A 17,378-nucleotide genomic window follows, 5' to 3' on the forward strand; every position below is an offset into this window, starting at 1 on the left:
GCTCACGTAGTTTCCTACGCTCCGCTACTCCATTTCTAGCTTCATTCCATCTTCTCGGTACTGAAAACTGGTCTTTTTGAACACGCACTATAGTAACGACCAATCCAGATACAGGAAGGAGATATCCCGGTATGGTTCAAACGATACTGTCGAGACTTGCAACATCGCTTCTGGTTATATTCGGAGCTTCGGTGCTGGTGTACTGCATCATGTATCTCCTGCCGGGTGATCCGGTGCTGCTCATGCTGGACCCGTCCTCCGCTACCCCGGAGATGATCGAGAATCTGCGGGTGCAGCTTGGATTGGATCAGCCGTTTTACATCCAGTTTGCGAATTATTTCGGTGATATGCTGCGTGGGGATTTTGGCAAATCCATGATCAATTCGGATCCGGTCTTGCCGAAGATACTGGAACATTTTCCAGCGACACTGGCTTTGACTGCTCTCAGCTCAATCATTGCCATTACAATCGGAATTACACTCGGTGTATTGTCTGCCATTCATCGCAATGGCGTAATTGATTTCGTCGCCCGGCTCGTTGGGCTGTTCGGCATCTCCATGCCAACCTTCTGGACGGGGATCCTGCTCATCCTGTTATTCTCGGTACAGCTTGGCTGGTTTCCGGCCATGGGTTCCGACGGTTTCAGTTCACTGGTTCTTCCCGCGGCTACACTGGGTCTCGTGGGTGCAGGATTTATTGTACGGATGGTACGGAACAGTATGCTGGAAGTCATCAATGAACCGTTTATCGTGGCCTTGCGGGCCAAAGGCCTTTCGGAACGAGCTATCATGTATGGTCATGCACTGCGTAATGCGCTAATCCCTGCTGTAACAGTAATCGGCATGCTGATCGGTGATCTGCTTGCTGGAACGGTTGTGGTGGAGACCGTCTTCTCCAGACAGGGGATTGGCCGAATTATTGCAGATGCGCTAATGGCCAAGGATCTGCCGGTGGTGCAAGGTGTCGTCTTTTTCACATCCATTATCTATGTTGTCTTGAACCTGTTGGTGGATATATCGTATTCGTACATTGATCCCCGGGTTCGGCGTGCAGTCCGAACATGATATTGGTTGGAACAGTCAGCAGTGGCCTGACAATGAGTATGGAAGGAGGCGTTGTTGCTCATGAGCATGAAACCTTTGGCTGGTGACAAAAAAGCATGGGCAGGCGGTGCAGGACATATCCGTCTATGGAATCGCCGCCCTTGGCGTTATCGCCTCTCTTTGGCGGTATCCCGATTATTCTTTTATGCAGCATTGCTGGTGGTGGTCTTTACCGTGGCATGTGCGATTGTGCCAGACTGGATTGCGCCCTATGATCCAACGCAGATGATGACGGATGCCATTCTGCAGGCTCCCTCTGCTGCGCACCTGTTCGGGACGGACTATTTTGGCAGGGATATCTTCAGTGTGGTTGTGCATGGAAGCAGGGATTCGTTGCTCATTGGATTCGCTTCGGTTCTTGTGGGTGGTATTGTCGGTAGTGCGCTTGGTATTATCTCCGGCTATGCCGGAGGCATTGTTGACACAATCACCATGCGGGCTGTTGATATTCTGATGGCGGTACCCGGTGTGCTCCTGGCATTGTCTGTTGCCGCTGCTCTCGGCCCAGGACTGATGAATATTGCACTGGCTGTTGCCGTTTCCTCCATTCCGGGGTACGCACGGGTCATGCGCGGGCAGGTCATATCGGTCAAAGGACTGCCTTTCATTACAGCGACACGTTCACTGGGCGGTTCCAATGCCCGTATTTTCTGGAAACATGTACTGCCGCATTCGTTGTCACCGTTGTTGGTTATGGCCACGCTGGGCGTAGGTACATCGATCTTGACGGGCTCCGGACTGAGTTTTCTTGGACTTGGGGTATTGAAAGAAATTCCGGATTGGGGTGCATTGCTCTCGCAAGGGAGAGGTTATCTGACGGTTGCCTGGTGGATCTGTACGTTCCCGGGGCTGGCGATTACGTTGTTTGTACTGGCGGTTAATCTGATTGGAGACGATATTCGCGATCGGTTGGACCCCAAAGTAAAAGGAGCGACTTGACCGCTATTCGAAGGAGGAGATATGTTATGCCACATGTTGCCATTATTGCCGGATCACCTTCCAAACGTTCGCGTTTGACAGGTCTGACGGATTACAGCAGTCAGAAATTAACGGAGGCAGGCATCACCGTTGAAGTCATTCATGTTGCGGATCTACCCGCTGAGGATCTGGTGCAAGCCCGGTTCGACAGCTCATTCATTGGGGATGCCCTTGCTGTCGTTGAAGCCTCGGATGCAGTCATTGTAGCTACACCCGTATACAAGGCATCATACTCGGGAGTGCTCAAGCTGTTCCTGGATCTGATCCCGCAAGAAGGGTTACGGGGCAAGTTGACACTTCCACTCGTTATCGGTGGCTCTATTGCTCATCTGCTCGCCATTGATTATGCATTGAAGCCTGTACTGGCAGCCCTTGGTGGAAGACATATTCTGGGTGGCGTGTATGCTGTGGATCAGGGAATCGAACGACTGGATGATGGACAATTCGTACTCTCGGCAGATATTACTACACGTCTGGATCGCTCGCTGGATGAATTGAGATTGACACTGGAAAAGGATGGGATTACGATATCATAAAACCAAGTAAGTGTATTGGATAAATAGATATAAGATCAAACGTCTGCGGACGTGGATACGGAGGCACTCATGAATATCGAGAATATTGAAGCATTTGTATATATCAATCATTATGGAAGCTTCAATAAGGCTGCCGAAGTACTCTTCTTGTCCCAACCTTCGGTCACAGCTCGCATTCAGTCACTGGAAAGGGAGCTGGGCTGCAAGTTGTTTGATCGGCTTGGCAAGCAAATCGTGCTGACAGAAGAAGGTCGGAAATTCCTGCCATATGCGCAGCAAGTGCTGCAAGTCATTCAGAAGGGCAAGCAGAAGATTCAGCAGCGCCGGACAACACCGGATGCGCTTCGACTGGGTAGTACAGTATCGGTATCAAATTATGTCATTCCCGATTTTCTACCCAAGATCAAAGAAGCTTACCCCGAAATTAATATCAAACTGACGACGGCAACGACGGATCAGCTGATTGCCAAATTGCTTGGTCAGGAGATCGATCTTGCTTTTGTACGCAAGGTGATGCATCCCGCGATCCGTACGGTTGCTTTTTATGAAGATCCGATCCAGCTCTATGTGTACAAAGGACATCCATTCATTGAGAGCGGGCATGTCAGCATGGAAGCGATCCGGCATGAGCAACTGGTCTTTTTCGAATGTGGTTCACTGGACTGGCTTCGCATTCACCGGGCTTTCGACTCGCTGGAACATCCGCCGAATATTACATACCATGTCGATAATTCGGAGACAGCGAAGAAACTGGTTATGCAGGGGGCAGGCATTGCCTTTCTCCCGGGACTTACGGTGAAGAAGGAAGTGCAGAATCAGGAGCTGTTCCCTATTCAGGTACATGAGGTCGCAGGTGTATCGTTGCAGATCAGCGTTGTCACGTTAAAGGAAGAATATTCGCCATTGGCAGAGCCCTTCGGGGAACTGCTGCGGCAGTTATAGAGCGTCTTGTTGAATCCGACTTTTACACCAAAACGGAGAGTGCAGAACCAATCTGAAGAAGCGAAGCGTGCGCATTTATCAACAGATTTTTCCCTTGGACCAAGGGAAAAATCTGGGGGTAAGAGCGATCAGAAGATGGTACTGCAATCGGAGTGATAACGTGTAACTTCTCTAGTTCAACTTAACAGTGATCAAGAACAGCGGTTCAGCACAATCAAGGAGGAGAAGGATATGAGTATTCGTGTGGGCATTTTGGATCAGACCCCAATCTATGAAGGGGAAACGGCGGTGGATGCTTTTCGGCATACGATTGAGCTGGCACAGCGGGCTGAGCAGCTTGGATTCCATCGGTTTTGGGTATCGGAGCACCATGATTCCGGGAATGTTGCAGGTTCCTCCCCGGAGGTACTCATCTCCCACTTGCTTGCACATACGAAGCGCATTCGTCTGGGGTCTGGCGGAGTGATGCTCCAGCATTACAGTCCATACAAAGTCGCCGAAAATTTCAATATCCTCGCAGCACTCGGACCAGGAAGAGTTGACCTGGGAATCGGTCGTGCACCAGGTGGATTACCGCGTTCAACACAGGCGTTACAGGAAGGTATTCAGGGTGCGGCTTCTCTTCAAGAGAAAATTGTTCAGGTGAAGCGATACATCCATAATGAACCACATGCAGATCCAGCTCATCCACTTGCGGGACTTACTGCTTCTCCTGTATCGGACATTCCAGCGGAACTGTACATGCTTGGAGCCAGTGTTGACAGTGCGGGTATGGCTGCGGAACTGGGACTTCCATATGTCTTTTCACTATTCATTAACAGTAATATCGATGTAGCGCTTGAGGCCATCCGTGTATATCGTGAACAATTTGATCGTTCCCAAGGACGGGAGCCCTACGCTGCACTGGCGATATCCCTGATTGTGGCTGAGAGTGAGGAAGAAGCGGAAGGGCTTGCGAGTGAACATAAGCTGGTGAGAATTCACATGGAGAGCGGCAAGGTGTTGACGGTCGGTTCTGTGGAACAGGCGGAAGAATTCGGACGTCAATCCAACGAAAAGTACCGACTTGAAATTCTTGAACCAAGCGTGACCCGGGGCACAAAAGAAACCGTAGGTCAGGCACTGCTGAAGTTCCAGCAGGATTTTGCGGTGGAAGAGTTCATTGTGACTACAGCGACACGGGACTTTGCCAAGCGAATTCGTTCATTTGAATTGTTGCGTGAAATTCTGGCAGAGCAGGGACTAAGCGAATTTGCACTGGAATCCGAGACACAGGAAGCCGCAATCGGATAGAAGTAGGCAGTTAATGTAGCAGAGAATATTTACGAATGGGAGGTCATGTGATGAAAAGTGATCTGGAACAGCCCAAGCAGCAGGCTGAAGCGCAAGTACAGGGCCCCGAACATGAGCTTCACGGTGAACGGGCGGAAGAATTCGCGGAACGTTTAATCACCATTCGGCGACATCTGCATCGCAACCCGGAATTGTCCGGTGAGGAAAGGGAAACGACGGCTGCCATTCGCAGTTGGCTGGAAGAGGAAGGCGTCCGTATTGCAGACGAATATGTGCTGCGGACAGGGCTCATCGCTGAAGTAGGTCAGGGGGATGGCCGAGTGGTTGCCCTAAGAGCAGATATTGATGCGTTGCCCATTCAAGAAGAGACGAAGCTGGAATTTGCCTCGCAGGTGGCTGGGAAGATGCACGCCTGTGGACATGACGCACATACTGCTATTCTGATTGGTGCTGCACGATTGTTGAAGCAGCGCGAGTCCAGTTTGCCGGGAAAAGTACGGTTGTTATTCCAGCCATCGGAGGAAAAAGCAACGGGTGCACGGCAAGTGATCCAGAGCGGTGCATTATCCGATGTTCAGGCCGTATTCGGGTTACATAACAAGCCTGACCTTCAGGTGGGTACGGTAGGTATTCGGGAAGGCGCATTGATGGCGGCGGCAGACGGTTTTGTTGTTAAAGTGGAAGGTGTAGGCACCCATGCAGCCGTGCCTGAAGCAGGCATTGATCCGATCGTGGTTGCCGCACATATCGTTACGGCTTTACAGGCGATTGTGAGTCGTAATGTGGGCGCACAGGAGAGCGCCGTCATTAGCGTTACCAAGCTCCACAGCGGCACAGCCTGGAACGTCATTCCGGATGAAGCGATACTCGATGGCACAGTACGTACCTTTGATGAGAAAGTGCGTGCACGGATTCGCGAGCGTTTCAATCAGGTGGTGTCGGGTGTAGCGGCGGCCTATGGCACACGGGCTACGGTTCGCTGGATTCAGGGACCACCTGCCGTGGTCAACGATGCGTCTCTCGCATCTGCGGCGGAGCAAGTTGCAAGTGAGATTGGGCTGAATCATGTTAGACCGCTTCCTTCTCCAGCAGGGGAGGACTTCTCTTTTTATCAAAAAGAAGTTCCCGGCCTGTTCCTCTTCCTGGGCACCTCTGGCCCGCATGAGTGGCATCACCCTGGCTTTGATGTGGATGAACGGGCATTGCCGCTGGGAGCACATCTTCTGGCTGCATTAGCTGAGCAAGCACTGCACAATGTGCAAGCACATCAAGAGTAAGACATGTTTTGAACTCTGGATCATGTCCGGAGCGAAACGGTTCCGTTCTACGGCAACCGTTTTTTGTATTTCTTTTTATAGTAAGAGAGGGGTAGGAACGAAGCGTTCTTGAATTTGATCAGACGGTGTAGTTATGGCTAGGGCTGGCGCATAAGCGTCAGCTTTGTTTGGGTTTTCTTACAGGATGGGCAGCTAAAGGGTTTACGAAATTTTATTTTTTAAATGGAAATATTTGTTGACGCTTCCCAAAAGGATGTGCTATATTTTTCACGACCTTTTAATCGTAATAATTACTATTAAACAAAAAAAGAAGAACAGGAGTAGTCGCTGCGATGAAACAGGAGATCGATTTTATCAAGTTCAGTCCCACTCAAAACATGACGATTCTGGTTAAAACGGATCATGCAGCCGAGCAATACAGTCATATTGCTACCCGCCTAATGTCGTATGATAACGTTTACGCCGAGCAAGTGGGATTCATTGAACCAACGAGGAGACCGGAAGCTGTGGCCCGTCTGGAAATGGCCGGCGGCGAGTTCTGTGGCAATGCCTGCATGGCACTTGCAGCACACCACGCATCTGAAGCAGGGCTGGCACAAGAGGAATCTATGGACATCGTGCTGGAAGTTTCCGGAATCGATCAATTGATCATGTGCCATGTGAAGAAGCAGCAGAATGAATATGACTGCCAGGTAACCATGCCGGTTCCAGAGCAGATTGAACAGCGAACCATCAGGTACGAAGGCATCGAGCTAGATATGGTAATCATCCGGTACGCAGAGTTCATCCATATCGTGATTGAAGTGGATGACTTCGACGATCCGATGAAGAAGAGGGCACAGACCCTTGCAAGATTACTGGGTTTAACCCTGGGAGATAAGCTGATCGGTATCCTGTTATATCAATCACACTCCGCAGAGATGGCCCCGCTCATCTATGTTCCGGAGCTGGATAGTCTGATCTGGGAGAGAGGGTGTGGCTCGGGTACAGCCTCTGTGGGAGCCTATCTCGCATGGAGCCAGCAGAGGGGGATTACGCAATATATCAAACAGCCTGGTGGTGCAATTAAAGTGATGGCCCAGTGGAATGGCGCGGAACTTGAGAGTATTACGATTGAGGGATCGGTTGGCGTTGTCGCACAAGGCAAAGCCTTCATAGATGCTCCAGCAGAATGGAGCGTTGTAAACGCATGAGGTACATGATAGATGATCGAGACAACAAATAGGGGGAAAAGAAATGATCACATTGATCCATTTTCAGACATGTTTGAGTGAATTTGCAGAGAAATTCGACCAGCTTGCGAACAAGTATGATCATACGATTCAGCATAGTGCAGAGCTGGAGGCTGTGATCAATGACTACTCCCTCTTTGTGACCGATTCGGAGAATAAGGCAGCTTGGGAACAGTTGGGGCATTCAGAGTTGGAAGAACTGGATTCGCTTATATGGAAGTTAAGAAATAAATCCGCCCAGTGTGTGGCGATCATGGAGAAATATCGTGCATTGAAGTTAGAGAAGGGGGATGTACAGATTGCCGATTATTTCAGAAACATCGAAGAGTGTATCGATAAAGAATTCGGCAGCTTCAAGGTTACCTCCGATTCCAACGTATTGCTGGTAGGCTCCGGTTCGTTCCCCATGACCCCATTACTCATCGCCAAGCGAACAGGTGCACAGGTTGTCGGGATCGATATTGATGAAGAATCCATTACACTCGGGCAGAAGGTGGTGAAGAGGCTGGGCGTAGGTTTGAAGATTCATCTGGAGTCAACCTTGCTGGAAAATCTGGCGTATACCAAGGAAGCAACACATATCATTTTTAGCTCTACCGTGGCCCCTAAATATGATCTGCTTGATCAACTGCATGCCCTGACAAATGCACAGGTGGTTGTAGCCATGAGATATGGTGACCAGTTAAAGTCCTTATTTAATTATCCCATGAAGGAGACGGACCCTAGCAAATGGAAGCTGGTGGACCAGATCCTGCGCCCGGATGATGTGTTCGATATAGCCTTATACCAGAAAGCATAGGATGCAAATGCATCCAAGTGTATCCAAGTCATTCAAGTAAATCTCAAGTAAATAGATTCCAGGTTAAATTCTGAGTTTAGGAGGTTAATATGAGCAATCTTCAGCGAATTCTGATACTTGGAACCGGCCCAGCATCCATTCAGCTTGCGGTAACATTCAAAGATTATCTCAACTGCTGCATTGGTATTGCGGGGAGACCATCGGTTCGTTCAGCGTCCGTATTCGTAGCCCTTGAACAGAGCAATGGGCGTGTTGAGGTCAGCATTCAAAATGAGAAACATCAACCGCTTGCAGGTGAATGTTTCGTAGATCATGTGTTCAAGGGATATGACACCATTCAGGGGGAGTGGGACACACTCATTTTGGCTGTAACTACGGATGCTTATATTGATGTATTGGAACAAATGAGTGAACAATTCATCAAACAACTGAAATGTATCGTTTTGGTCTCTCCGACGTTTGGGTCGAATCGATTAGTGACCCATTATATGAGAGAGCGTAGTACAGTGCCTGAAGTGATCAGTTTCTCGACCTACCTCGGAGATACCCGTTGGATGCACGAACATCCGTCTAATCATGTGATCACAACAGGGGTGAAGAAAAAGGTCTATATCGCTTCCACTCAATCCCCGTCTGAACAGGTTAGCAGACTATGCCAAGTGTATGAACGTTTGGGTGTTGCACTGGAAGTGATGCGATCTCCATTGGAAGCGGAAACGAGAAATATTTCGTTGTACGTACACCCGCCCTTGTTCATGAATGACTTCTCATTAGAAGCCATCTTTGGAGCATCGGATATTCAGAAATATGTATACAAGATGTATCCTGAAGGTCCGATAACACAAGTGTTGATACGGCAAATGCGGGCACAGTGGCAGGAGATTATGAATATTACGGACCGACTCCATATCCAGGGAGTGAACCTGCTTCAATTCATGACGGATGACAACTATCCGGTTCGATTAGAGAGTATATCACGCCAGGATATCGAGAATTTCAATCAGCTGCAGGTCATTCATCAAGAGTATTTATTATACATACGGTACACCTCGCTGTTGATTGATCCATTCTCGGAACCCGATTCGGCAGGGAAATATTTCGACTTTTCAGCGGTGCCATTTCGAAAAATATTCATGAACCGCGAAGGAGAGCTGGACATCCCGCGGATGCCCAAGGAAGATTACTACCGCATCAAAATCATTCAGGGCATTGCCAGACACCTGGATGTGAGCTGTCCAACGATTGATCAATTCATCGCCAGATATGAGGCGAAGCTTCAGGAAGTGGCAGACGCACATCCAGATCAACGCTTGTCCAATGCCTTTGTGATCCAATCCTTTGATGAAGACATCCGCATGATCTGCACCGGACTTTTAAGGGTCTAATTACATCTCAAATTATTCAAGTTGAACCTGATGTTTACATCATAACGAAGAGTGCAGAACCAATCTGAAGAAGCGAAGCGGTCGCCTTTATCCCCGGATTTTCTCTTTGAAAAAGAGGATCAAAAAAATCTGGGGATAACAGCGATCGGAAGATGGTACTGCAATCGGAGTGGTCCGATGTAACCTACAAGGTCTGCTTGTAACTTAATCATCAGGAGGAAATGTTGTGAAAAAACGTCCTACGTTTACATCCATATTATTGCTGGTGTCAGCCATTACGCTACTCACCGGATGCGCCCAGAGCACAAAAGAGAAAGAGAGCACCCAAACGGAGACTGCCCATAGCCAGGTACAAACCGAGCTTATCTATGCTTCTGCCAAAGATATTAATGATATGAATCCCCATCTGTACACAGGCTCCATGCCTGCACAAGGGATGGTATACGAGTCACTGGTGGAAAACACGCCTGACGGAATCAAGCCATTGCTGGCAGAATCATGGAATATCTCCGAGGATGGCAAGATTTATACCTTTCATCTGCGACAAGATGTGAAATTCCATGATGGAGAGCCATTCAACGCAGAGGCGGTTAAACAAAATATCGATGCCGTTCAGGCCAATGCCGAGAAACATGCCTGGATCAAGCTGTCTACCAAAATCACCAATGTGAAGGTTATCGATGAGCATACAGTGGAGCTCACACTTTCGGAACCCTATTATCCGGCACTGGTGGAATTGTCCATGACAAGACCTTACGTCTTCTTATCCCCCAAGGATTTCAAGGATGGCGGAACCAAATACGGAGTAAGTGGTTTCCACGGCACAGGACCTTACAAGCTTACTGCTCATAAAGTCGAAGAAAATGCCACGTTTGAAGCCAATGAAGACTATTGGGGTGGTGCACCTGCAATCCAGAAGATCACATCCAAGGTTCTTCCGGCAGGAGAAACAACATTTCTGGCATTGCAAAAAGGAGAGATTAACTTTGTGTTCACCGATGACCGGGGAGCAGATAGTATCGATGTCGAAGCCATGGACCAGTTGGCTGAATCCGGTGATTATCAAGTGGTTCGAAGTGAAGCGATGAACACCAATATGATCGTAGCCAACAGCAGTCGCCAGAATAGTCCGGTTCAGGAAACGGCAGTGCGGGAAGCGCTATGGGTTGCCATTGATCGGGAAACGATCAGTAAAGATATTTTCAACGGAACGCAGACGGTAGCGGATACGCTATTTTCAGCCAATGTCAATTATGCCAAGGTGGACCTGAAGAAACGGGAGTATGATCCGGAATTGGCTAAAAAGCTTCTGGACCAAGCTGGTTGGGCATTGGCAGATGGTAAAGGGGTGAGAACGAAGAACGGTCAGCCTTTAGCCATGAAATTATATTATGACAGCAATTCGTCTTCACAGAAAATACAGGCCGAATTGATCCAGTATGCCATGAAAGAATTGGGAATTCAGCTTGAAATCTTGGGCGAAGAGTCCACTTCCATTGCGAATCGGAGAGCAACCGGGGAATATGATCTGCTCTTTAATCAAACCTGGGGGCTGGCCTATGATCCTCAGAGTACCATCGCTGCTTTTACGTCAGATTCGGCATACAAACATACGACAAGCGGAATTGCTGAAGCAGATGAATTGTACCAGAAAATTGATGCGGTCATGATCTCCACGGATGAGGACTCCCGCCAATCCCTGTATGCCGACATTATGAAGATCGTCCATGATGAAGCGGTCTTCATCCCAATTACCAACGGACGTGTCACTGTAGTCGCTCCTGATAATCTCGAAGGAATCTCATTCAAGCAGACCCAATATGAACTACCTTTTGAAAAGTTGAATTTTAAATAGAGCGGAGATGGATATGGGAAGTTATATCGTCAAAAGAATTCTGTTAGCCATCCCTTTATTGATTATCATTTCATTTATAACGTTTGTTCTGATTAATCTATCTCCCTTGGAACCGGCCGTTGTTGTGTTACAGGCACAGGAAGTTCCGCAGATTACGGATGAACTGATCGCCCAGACCAACCGGGCATTAGGGTTTGATCAGCCGTTCATGATCCAGTATGCGAACTGGATTATAGCTGTTTTACAGTTGGACTTCGGCAACTCATATGTATCGGGTGAACCTGTGTGGTCATTGATGGGGCCAGCTTTTATGAACACATTGAAGTTAACACTCGTCTCATCGGTATTTATTATTGCGCTGTCCATTCTGCTGGGTGTGATCTGTGCGATGAGAGAAGGCAAGCTGTTGGATCGATCGGTCAGAGGTATTTCCTTTTTCCTCACAGCTATGCCATCCTACTGGCTTGCAGCCATGATGATCTGGTATTTTTCCGTCAAGTTGGATCTGCTGCCTACCAGTGGCATGGACTCGTATCGAAGCTACATTCTGCCGGTGATTGTGATCACGGTGAGTTATACAGGCATTTATTTTCGAACAGTTCGAAGCTCCATGCTGAGCAATATGAATGAGGACTATGTGTTATATGCACGGGCAAGCGGTCTGAGCGAGAGGAAAGTAACCCTGCATATTCTAAGAAATTCCTTACAGGTGGCTGTATCCATCTTTTGTATGGCGATCCCTATCGTGCTAGGCAGTACGGTTGTCATTGAAAATGTATTTGCCTGGCCGGGGCTCGGAAGGCTCAGTGTAAAATCCATTTTAAGCAGGGATTTTCCGATTATTCAGGCGTATGTTCTGATGTTGGCTGTAACCTTTGTCTTGTTTAATACGTTATCCGACATCATTAATGCGGCGATGAATCCCCGTTTGAGAAAGGAATTCTGATGCGAATACTGAAAAATCTGAGCAAAGACAAGCTTGCGATGACCTCTTTGGTAGTGATTATGGTCACGATTATGGCGGGCGTACTGGCTCCGCTTATTGCGCCGCATGATCCTGGACAAGTGAACATGAAGCTTCGGTATGCCTCCTCATCCTGGGATTATCTATTAGGCAATGATCATCTGGGTAGATGTGTATTATCCCGGCTTATCTATGGCATCCGTCCAAGTGTGTTATGGGTTCTGGTTGCGCTGAGCCTTTCTGTTCTGATTGGGGCTATTGTTGGATTCATTGCGGGTTACTTCAAGGGGAAAGTGGATGCATGGATTATGAGAGTCTGTGACATTATGCTGTCTTTTCCCGGATACGTGATGACACTGGCGGTGGTTGGCATTTTGGGTGCAGGACTGGAGAACATTTTGATTGCCTTTGTGTGGATGAAATGGGCCTGGTTTGCCCGCGTTATTCGAACATCTGTGATGCAATTCTCTGATATGGATTATGTGAAATTCGCTAAAGCCTCCGGCACGCCTAATCTGAGAATTATAACCAAACATATTTTTCCGGTTACATTTGCCGATATTGCTGTCATTGCCAGCGGTTCCATGTGTTCGATGATGTTGCAGATCTCCGGCCTTTCCTTTCTGGGGCTTGGAATCCAGGCTCCGCATGCGGAGTGGGGCATGATGCTCAATGAGGCGAGGGAAGTCATGTTCTCCAGACCTGAATTGATGTTGGGACCAGGCCTGGCCATTGTGGTGGTGGTGTCTGCCTTTAATTTTTTATCGGATGCGCTTCAAGTGGCTTTGGACCCCAAATTGATGACCTCTCAAGGTAAGTCTGACAAGTCTTACGAAAGTGAGGTGAGAAAGGCCGCTTATGAATATAGTCGAGGTTAAACATTTAAAAGTATGGGACAGCAATACAGGCAAAGTGATTATTCATGACAGTTCATTTGAAGTCAAACAGGGAAGCTGTATGGCCATCGTGGGGGAAAGTGGTAGTGGGAAGTCCGTTACGTGCAGGGCTATCATGCGACTGAACAAGCCATGGATTCGCCAATCGGGCACAATGTTATTTCAGGGCGAAGACCTGAACCAGCTTTCGGAACCGGAGATGCGGCGTAAGCGGGGCAAGCATCTGTGTATGATTTTGCAGAATGGCATGAGTGCATTTGATCCTTCCTGTGTCATTGGTGTGCATATCCGGGAGACGCTTCAGCAGCATTTTGGCTGGAACACCCGCGTGATTGAACAGAAAATCATCCATGCCATGGAAAGCGTCATGCTCAGAAACCCACGCGAGATTCTGAATCAATATCCACATCAACTGTCTGGTGGGATGCTGCAACGAATCATGATTGCACTGGCGTTGGTGCTTGAGCCCGATCTGATTATTGCGGATGAGCCGACAACGGCACTGGATACGATCTCTCAATATGAAGTGGTGGAGCAATTGATTCAATTACGTGAACGCATGGGCTGTTCCATGATGTTCATCTCCCATGATCTCGGCGTTGTCCAGAAGATTGCAGATGACGTGATGGTTATGAAAGACGGCAAGATCGTTGAGCGTGGCAGCATGCATTCTGTTTTGACAGAGCCGAAGCATGCCTATACGCAGTATCTGGTCTCTACCCGGCTGGAGCTAAGCAATCATTTTAAGGCGTTGATGCAGGGGGACGTATAGATGCTAAAGGTGGAAGGTATCGAAAAATCATATAACCAAGGCGGACTGTTCTCCAAGCACAAACAACAAGTTTTGAAACAGGTTACCTTTGAATGCCAGCAGGGCGAGTGTCTCGGTATCATCGGTGAAAGCGGAAGCGGTAAATCTACGTTGGGCCGTCTGATTCTGGGCATTGAACGCCCGGATCGTGGAACGATCTCGCTCGATGGTAAAGACGTACAAGATCGACGTGTACGGATGGGTAACATCAGCGCCGTTTTTCAAAATTATACATCCTCCATCAATCCATTTCTTACCGTGGAAGCTGCCATTATGGAACCGATGCAAGCACAGCAAAAGCTGCGAAAGGATCAGGGTAATTCAGAGAAGGTGGATCTGTTGCTGAGCCAAGTTGGACTGGACCCTTTTTATAGATCCAAATATCCGCATGAACTATCGGGCGGGGAGGCTCAGAGAGTGTGCATTGCCAGGGCCATCTCCACCGCCCCTAAATGCATTGTGTTTGATGAAGCGATCAGCTCATTGGACGTATCTGTTCAGATTCAGGTGTTGCAATTGTTGAAAGAGCTGAAAGAAATCTACAAGCTGAGCTATGTTTTTATCACGCATGATATACAGGCGGCAGCCTATATCTGCGACAGGGTAATCATTTTCAGAGAGGGGCAGGTTGTAGAGATCGTTCCGACCAAGCAACTCAAGGACGTACAGTCCGACTATGCAAAGCGATTATTGAAGCATTTAATAACATTTTAGGGGGATCACCCATTGTGAGTGGAGCGATGTCTTGGCCTTTTCTGCGTTTGTACATATTAGTCCTTCTTTATTTCAGTGCCAATGCCATTCTTAATGTGATCATCCCATTGCAAGGGGAGTCCTTGGGCGCGAGCGGTACAACGATCGGACTGATCATGGGCGCTTATATGTTCACAACGATGTTCTTCAGACCATGGGCAGGTCGGATTATTCAAAAGCATGGACCGATCAAAATATTACGTCTGATTCTGATTATCAATGGATTTGCGCTGATTTTATATACCTTTACGGGACTCGGCGGTTATTTGGTTGCTCGTATTTTGCAGGGGGTATCGACAGCGTTCTTTTCTATGGCTTTGCAGATTGGCATTATTGATGCCCTTCCGGAGAAAGATCGGTCTCAGGGAATTTCGTATTATTCGCTATTCAGTTATATCCCGGGGATCGTGGGGCCAGTGCTCGCATTAGGGATATGGCAGGCGGGAGGCATGGATTATTTTACAGTGGTTCTGATCGGCATTGCTGTCTGTACGGGTATCTTCGGATATACCGCCAAAATGGAACCAAACAAGGAGCAACCTGCTGAGAATCCATCGGAGCAGAATGTGAGCATGTGGGAATCCTTTGGGCAGTTGGTGAAGAATCCGTATTTATTTCGTTGCAGTGTGTTAATGCTTGCTGCTTCCGTTGTATTTGGCGCGATTACAACCTTCATTCCGCTGTACGCCGGCCAAGTACCAAACGGGAATGCGGGCGTATATCTGATGCTTCAGGCAGGAACGGTGGTACTGGCTCGAATTATGCTTAGGAAAAGGATTCCTTCCGATGGCAGTTGGCATTCTCCTTTCATGATGGGTACCATGTGTCTGCTCGCCGTAGCTGCGCAATGTGTCAGTTTTGCCGTAACAGGCGGGGTGGTCTTTTTCTATGTGGGTGCTGTATTCATGGGAATCGGTCAGGCGATCCTGTATCCGACACTCACGACCTATTTGTCTTTTGTCCTGCCTAAGCTGAACCGGAACGTCCTGATCGGTTTATTTATCGCGATGGCGGATCTGGGTATTTCTCTGGGTGGTGTGATTATGGGACCCGTCGCTGACTTCTCTTCCTATTCATTTATGTACATGATCTGTGCTATCCTAGGAGCGGTAATGATCGTTTTTGCCTATGAACGGCGTAGACCCGTGACAGGTACATCTGTGAGTTGACTGCCAGAAGAGAAAGTGGTGACGAACGTTTGAAGTCTTCGATGACGGCAACATCCAATGGAAAATTAAATCCGGTATCCTTTTCGTTTATCCGGTTTTATATGCTGGCCTTTTTATTTTTTGCGGCGAATTCGGCTTTGACGATTATTATGCCTTTGCGAAGTGAAGCCGCCGGATTGAATCAGGCTGAGATTGGTCTGATGATGGGGGCGTATATGTTCACCTGTATGCTCTTGAGACCTTTCGCAGCACAGCTGCTGGGTAAGCATGGCCCACTTCGTGTGATGCAATGGTTATTGCTTTTACATGCCGGAACGCTGCTGTTATTTGTTGTTTTTGGTGTGGAGACGTATCTGTGGCTGCGGGCCTTGCAAGGGGTGGCTACGGCCTTTTTCTCTATGACCATGCAGGCAGGCATTGTGGAAAAGCTGGAGGACAAAGACCGAGCACAAGGGCTGTCCATGTACACCCTGTTTACGATGGTTCCTTCTCTGGTCATTCCGATCCTCGCCATACAAATCTGGGAAAATGCCAGTGATCTGGCGTTTACGCTGCTGATGATCGGACTGGCGGCGCTGCCACTTTTGATCGGGTACAATGTGGATTTGCCCCGGAGTACCTTGCAGAACAAATCGTATACCTTGGGTGATATGTTTCGTTCATTCGGCGGCATCTGGCGTAGCACGCCACTGCTGATTAGCAGTGTGGTGATGTTGTTTGCGTCCTGCGTTTTTGGAGCAACAGCGACCTTCCTTCCCCTGTATATGGTATCCACCGGAATGGCGAGTGCAGGCGTATTTCTGACGATTCAGGGATTGGTTGTGATCCTGTGCAGGTTTATTTTGCGAAAAAAAATTCCTTCCGATGGTAGCTGGAATACCTGGCTGATGGCAGGGTTAATGCTATGTGCTGCACTGGGAACCCAGTTGCTCAGTCTAATGGAGACCATCGGGCCATTGGTGTATCTCTCCGCGGTGTTTAGCGGTTTTGCCCTGGCATTGTTGTACCCGACATTAACCACATATCTGTCCTTTGTGCTGCCTGCGGATTCCAGATATGTACTCATGGGGATTTTCATGTCCTCGTATGACCTTGGATTCTCTCTGGGTGGACTGGCAATGGGGCTCATTGTGCAAGTGAGTTCGTATTCGACCATGTTTATGATCTGCACGTTGCTGTCTGTTGCAGCGATGGTTCTGGTGTTGGTGTTCAGGCAACGGATGGAAGCGGGGAATAAGGCTAGATCTGTGGCAGCAAGCTGAATAGTAAAGTAAAGGCTCATGAACTGAATTTTCCGGCACGTATCATCAGGATACAAGCGGCAGGAGACAGATCATGGGTCTTTTTTATATCTTAGAATTTATAAGTTTTCAAAGGATCTGAAC

General features: G+C 48.3%; 16 protein-coding genes. All 16 read left to right on the forward strand.

Annotated elements, in window-relative coordinates:
- Nucleotides 1–131: 131 nt before the first annotated feature.
- Nucleotides 132–1,064, forward strand: a complete 933-nt coding sequence (locus MKY73_RS04415; protein WP_036605816.1) for an ABC transporter permease — start codon at nt 132–134, stop codon at nt 1,062–1,064.
- 60 nt (nt 1,065–1,124) lie between these two features.
- A complete protein-coding gene (locus MKY73_RS04420; protein ID WP_339305852.1) occupies nt 1,125–2,042 on the forward strand; it encodes an ABC transporter permease in 918 nt (305 codons plus the stop codon).
- Between the two features lie 26 nt (nt 2,043–2,068).
- Nucleotides 2,069–2,617, forward strand: a complete 549-nt coding sequence (ssuE, locus tag MKY73_RS04425; RefSeq protein WP_339305854.1) for an NADPH-dependent FMN reductase — start codon at nt 2,069–2,071, stop codon at nt 2,615–2,617.
- Between the two features lie 69 nt (nt 2,618–2,686).
- Entirely contained in the window at nt 2,687–3,559 is an 873-nt protein-coding gene (locus MKY73_RS04430) for a LysR family transcriptional regulator (RefSeq protein WP_339305856.1), read from the forward strand.
- Nucleotides 3,560–3,790: 231 nt separating this feature from the next.
- Nucleotides 3,791–4,852, forward strand: a complete 1,062-nt coding sequence (locus MKY73_RS04435; RefSeq protein ID WP_339305858.1) for an LLM class flavin-dependent oxidoreductase — start codon at nt 3,791–3,793, stop codon at nt 4,850–4,852.
- A 50-nt stretch (nt 4,853–4,902) separates the two neighbouring features.
- Complete coding sequence (locus MKY73_RS04440; protein WP_339305860.1) at nt 4,903–6,129, forward strand: amidohydrolase; 1,227 nt, start codon at nt 4,903–4,905, stop codon at nt 6,127–6,129.
- A 332-nt stretch (nt 6,130–6,461) separates the two neighbouring features.
- Nucleotides 6,462–7,322 (forward strand): diaminopimelate epimerase, encoded by an 861-nt coding sequence (locus MKY73_RS04445; RefSeq protein WP_339305861.1) that lies wholly within the window; start codon nt 6,462–6,464, stop codon nt 7,320–7,322.
- Nucleotides 7,323–7,365: 43 nt separating this feature from the next.
- A complete protein-coding gene (locus MKY73_RS04450; protein WP_339305863.1) occupies nt 7,366–8,160 on the forward strand; it encodes an SAM-dependent methyltransferase in 795 nt (264 codons plus the stop codon).
- 89 nt (nt 8,161–8,249) lie between these two features.
- Nucleotides 8,250–9,545, forward strand: coding sequence for an opine metallophore biosynthesis dehydrogenase (locus MKY73_RS04455; protein ID WP_339305864.1), 1,296 nt, complete (start codon nt 8,250–8,252; stop codon nt 9,543–9,545).
- Between the two features lie 226 nt (nt 9,546–9,771).
- The gene (gene nikA, locus MKY73_RS04460; RefSeq protein ID WP_339305867.1) at nt 9,772–11,400 is read left to right on the forward strand and encodes a nickel ABC transporter substrate-binding protein; all 1,629 of its coding nucleotides are present in this window, start codon (nt 9,772–9,774) and stop codon (nt 11,398–11,400) included.
- Nucleotides 11,401–11,413: 13 nt separating this feature from the next.
- Entirely contained in the window at nt 11,414–12,346 is a 933-nt protein-coding gene (opp1B, locus tag MKY73_RS04465; protein WP_339305868.1) for a nickel/cobalt ABC transporter permease, read from the forward strand.
- Entirely contained in the window at nt 12,346–13,242 is an 897-nt protein-coding gene (gene opp1C / locus MKY73_RS04470) for a nickel/cobalt ABC transporter permease (protein WP_339305869.1), read from the forward strand. Before opp1B ends, opp1C begins: the two co-directional genes overlap by 1 nt.
- Nucleotides 13,223–14,032 (forward strand): ABC transporter ATP-binding protein, encoded by an 810-nt coding sequence (locus tag MKY73_RS04475; RefSeq protein ID WP_339305871.1) that lies wholly within the window; start codon nt 13,223–13,225, stop codon nt 14,030–14,032. The genes opp1C and MKY73_RS04475 overlap by 20 nt, the downstream gene beginning before the upstream one ends.
- On the forward strand, nt 14,033–14,785 hold the full coding sequence (locus tag MKY73_RS04480; RefSeq protein WP_339305872.1) for an ABC transporter ATP-binding protein: 753 nt from the start codon (nt 14,033–14,035) through the stop codon (nt 14,783–14,785).
- A gap of 14 nt (nt 14,786–14,799) precedes the next feature.
- A complete protein-coding gene (locus MKY73_RS04485) occupies nt 14,800–15,993 on the forward strand; it encodes an MFS transporter (RefSeq protein ID WP_339305873.1) in 1,194 nt (397 codons plus the stop codon).
- Nucleotides 15,990–17,255 carry an MFS transporter gene (locus MKY73_RS04490; protein ID WP_339305874.1) on the forward strand — a complete coding sequence of 422 codons (1,266 nt, stop codon included), beginning with the start codon at nt 15,990–15,992 and terminating at the stop codon, nt 17,253–17,255. Before MKY73_RS04485 ends, MKY73_RS04490 begins: the two co-directional genes overlap by 4 nt.
- Nucleotides 17,256–17,378 lie beyond the last annotated feature (123 nt).

The organism is Paenibacillus sp. FSL R5-0519 (assembly GCF_037974275.1).
Taxonomy (GTDB): Bacteria; Bacillota; Bacilli; order Paenibacillales; family Paenibacillaceae; genus Paenibacillus.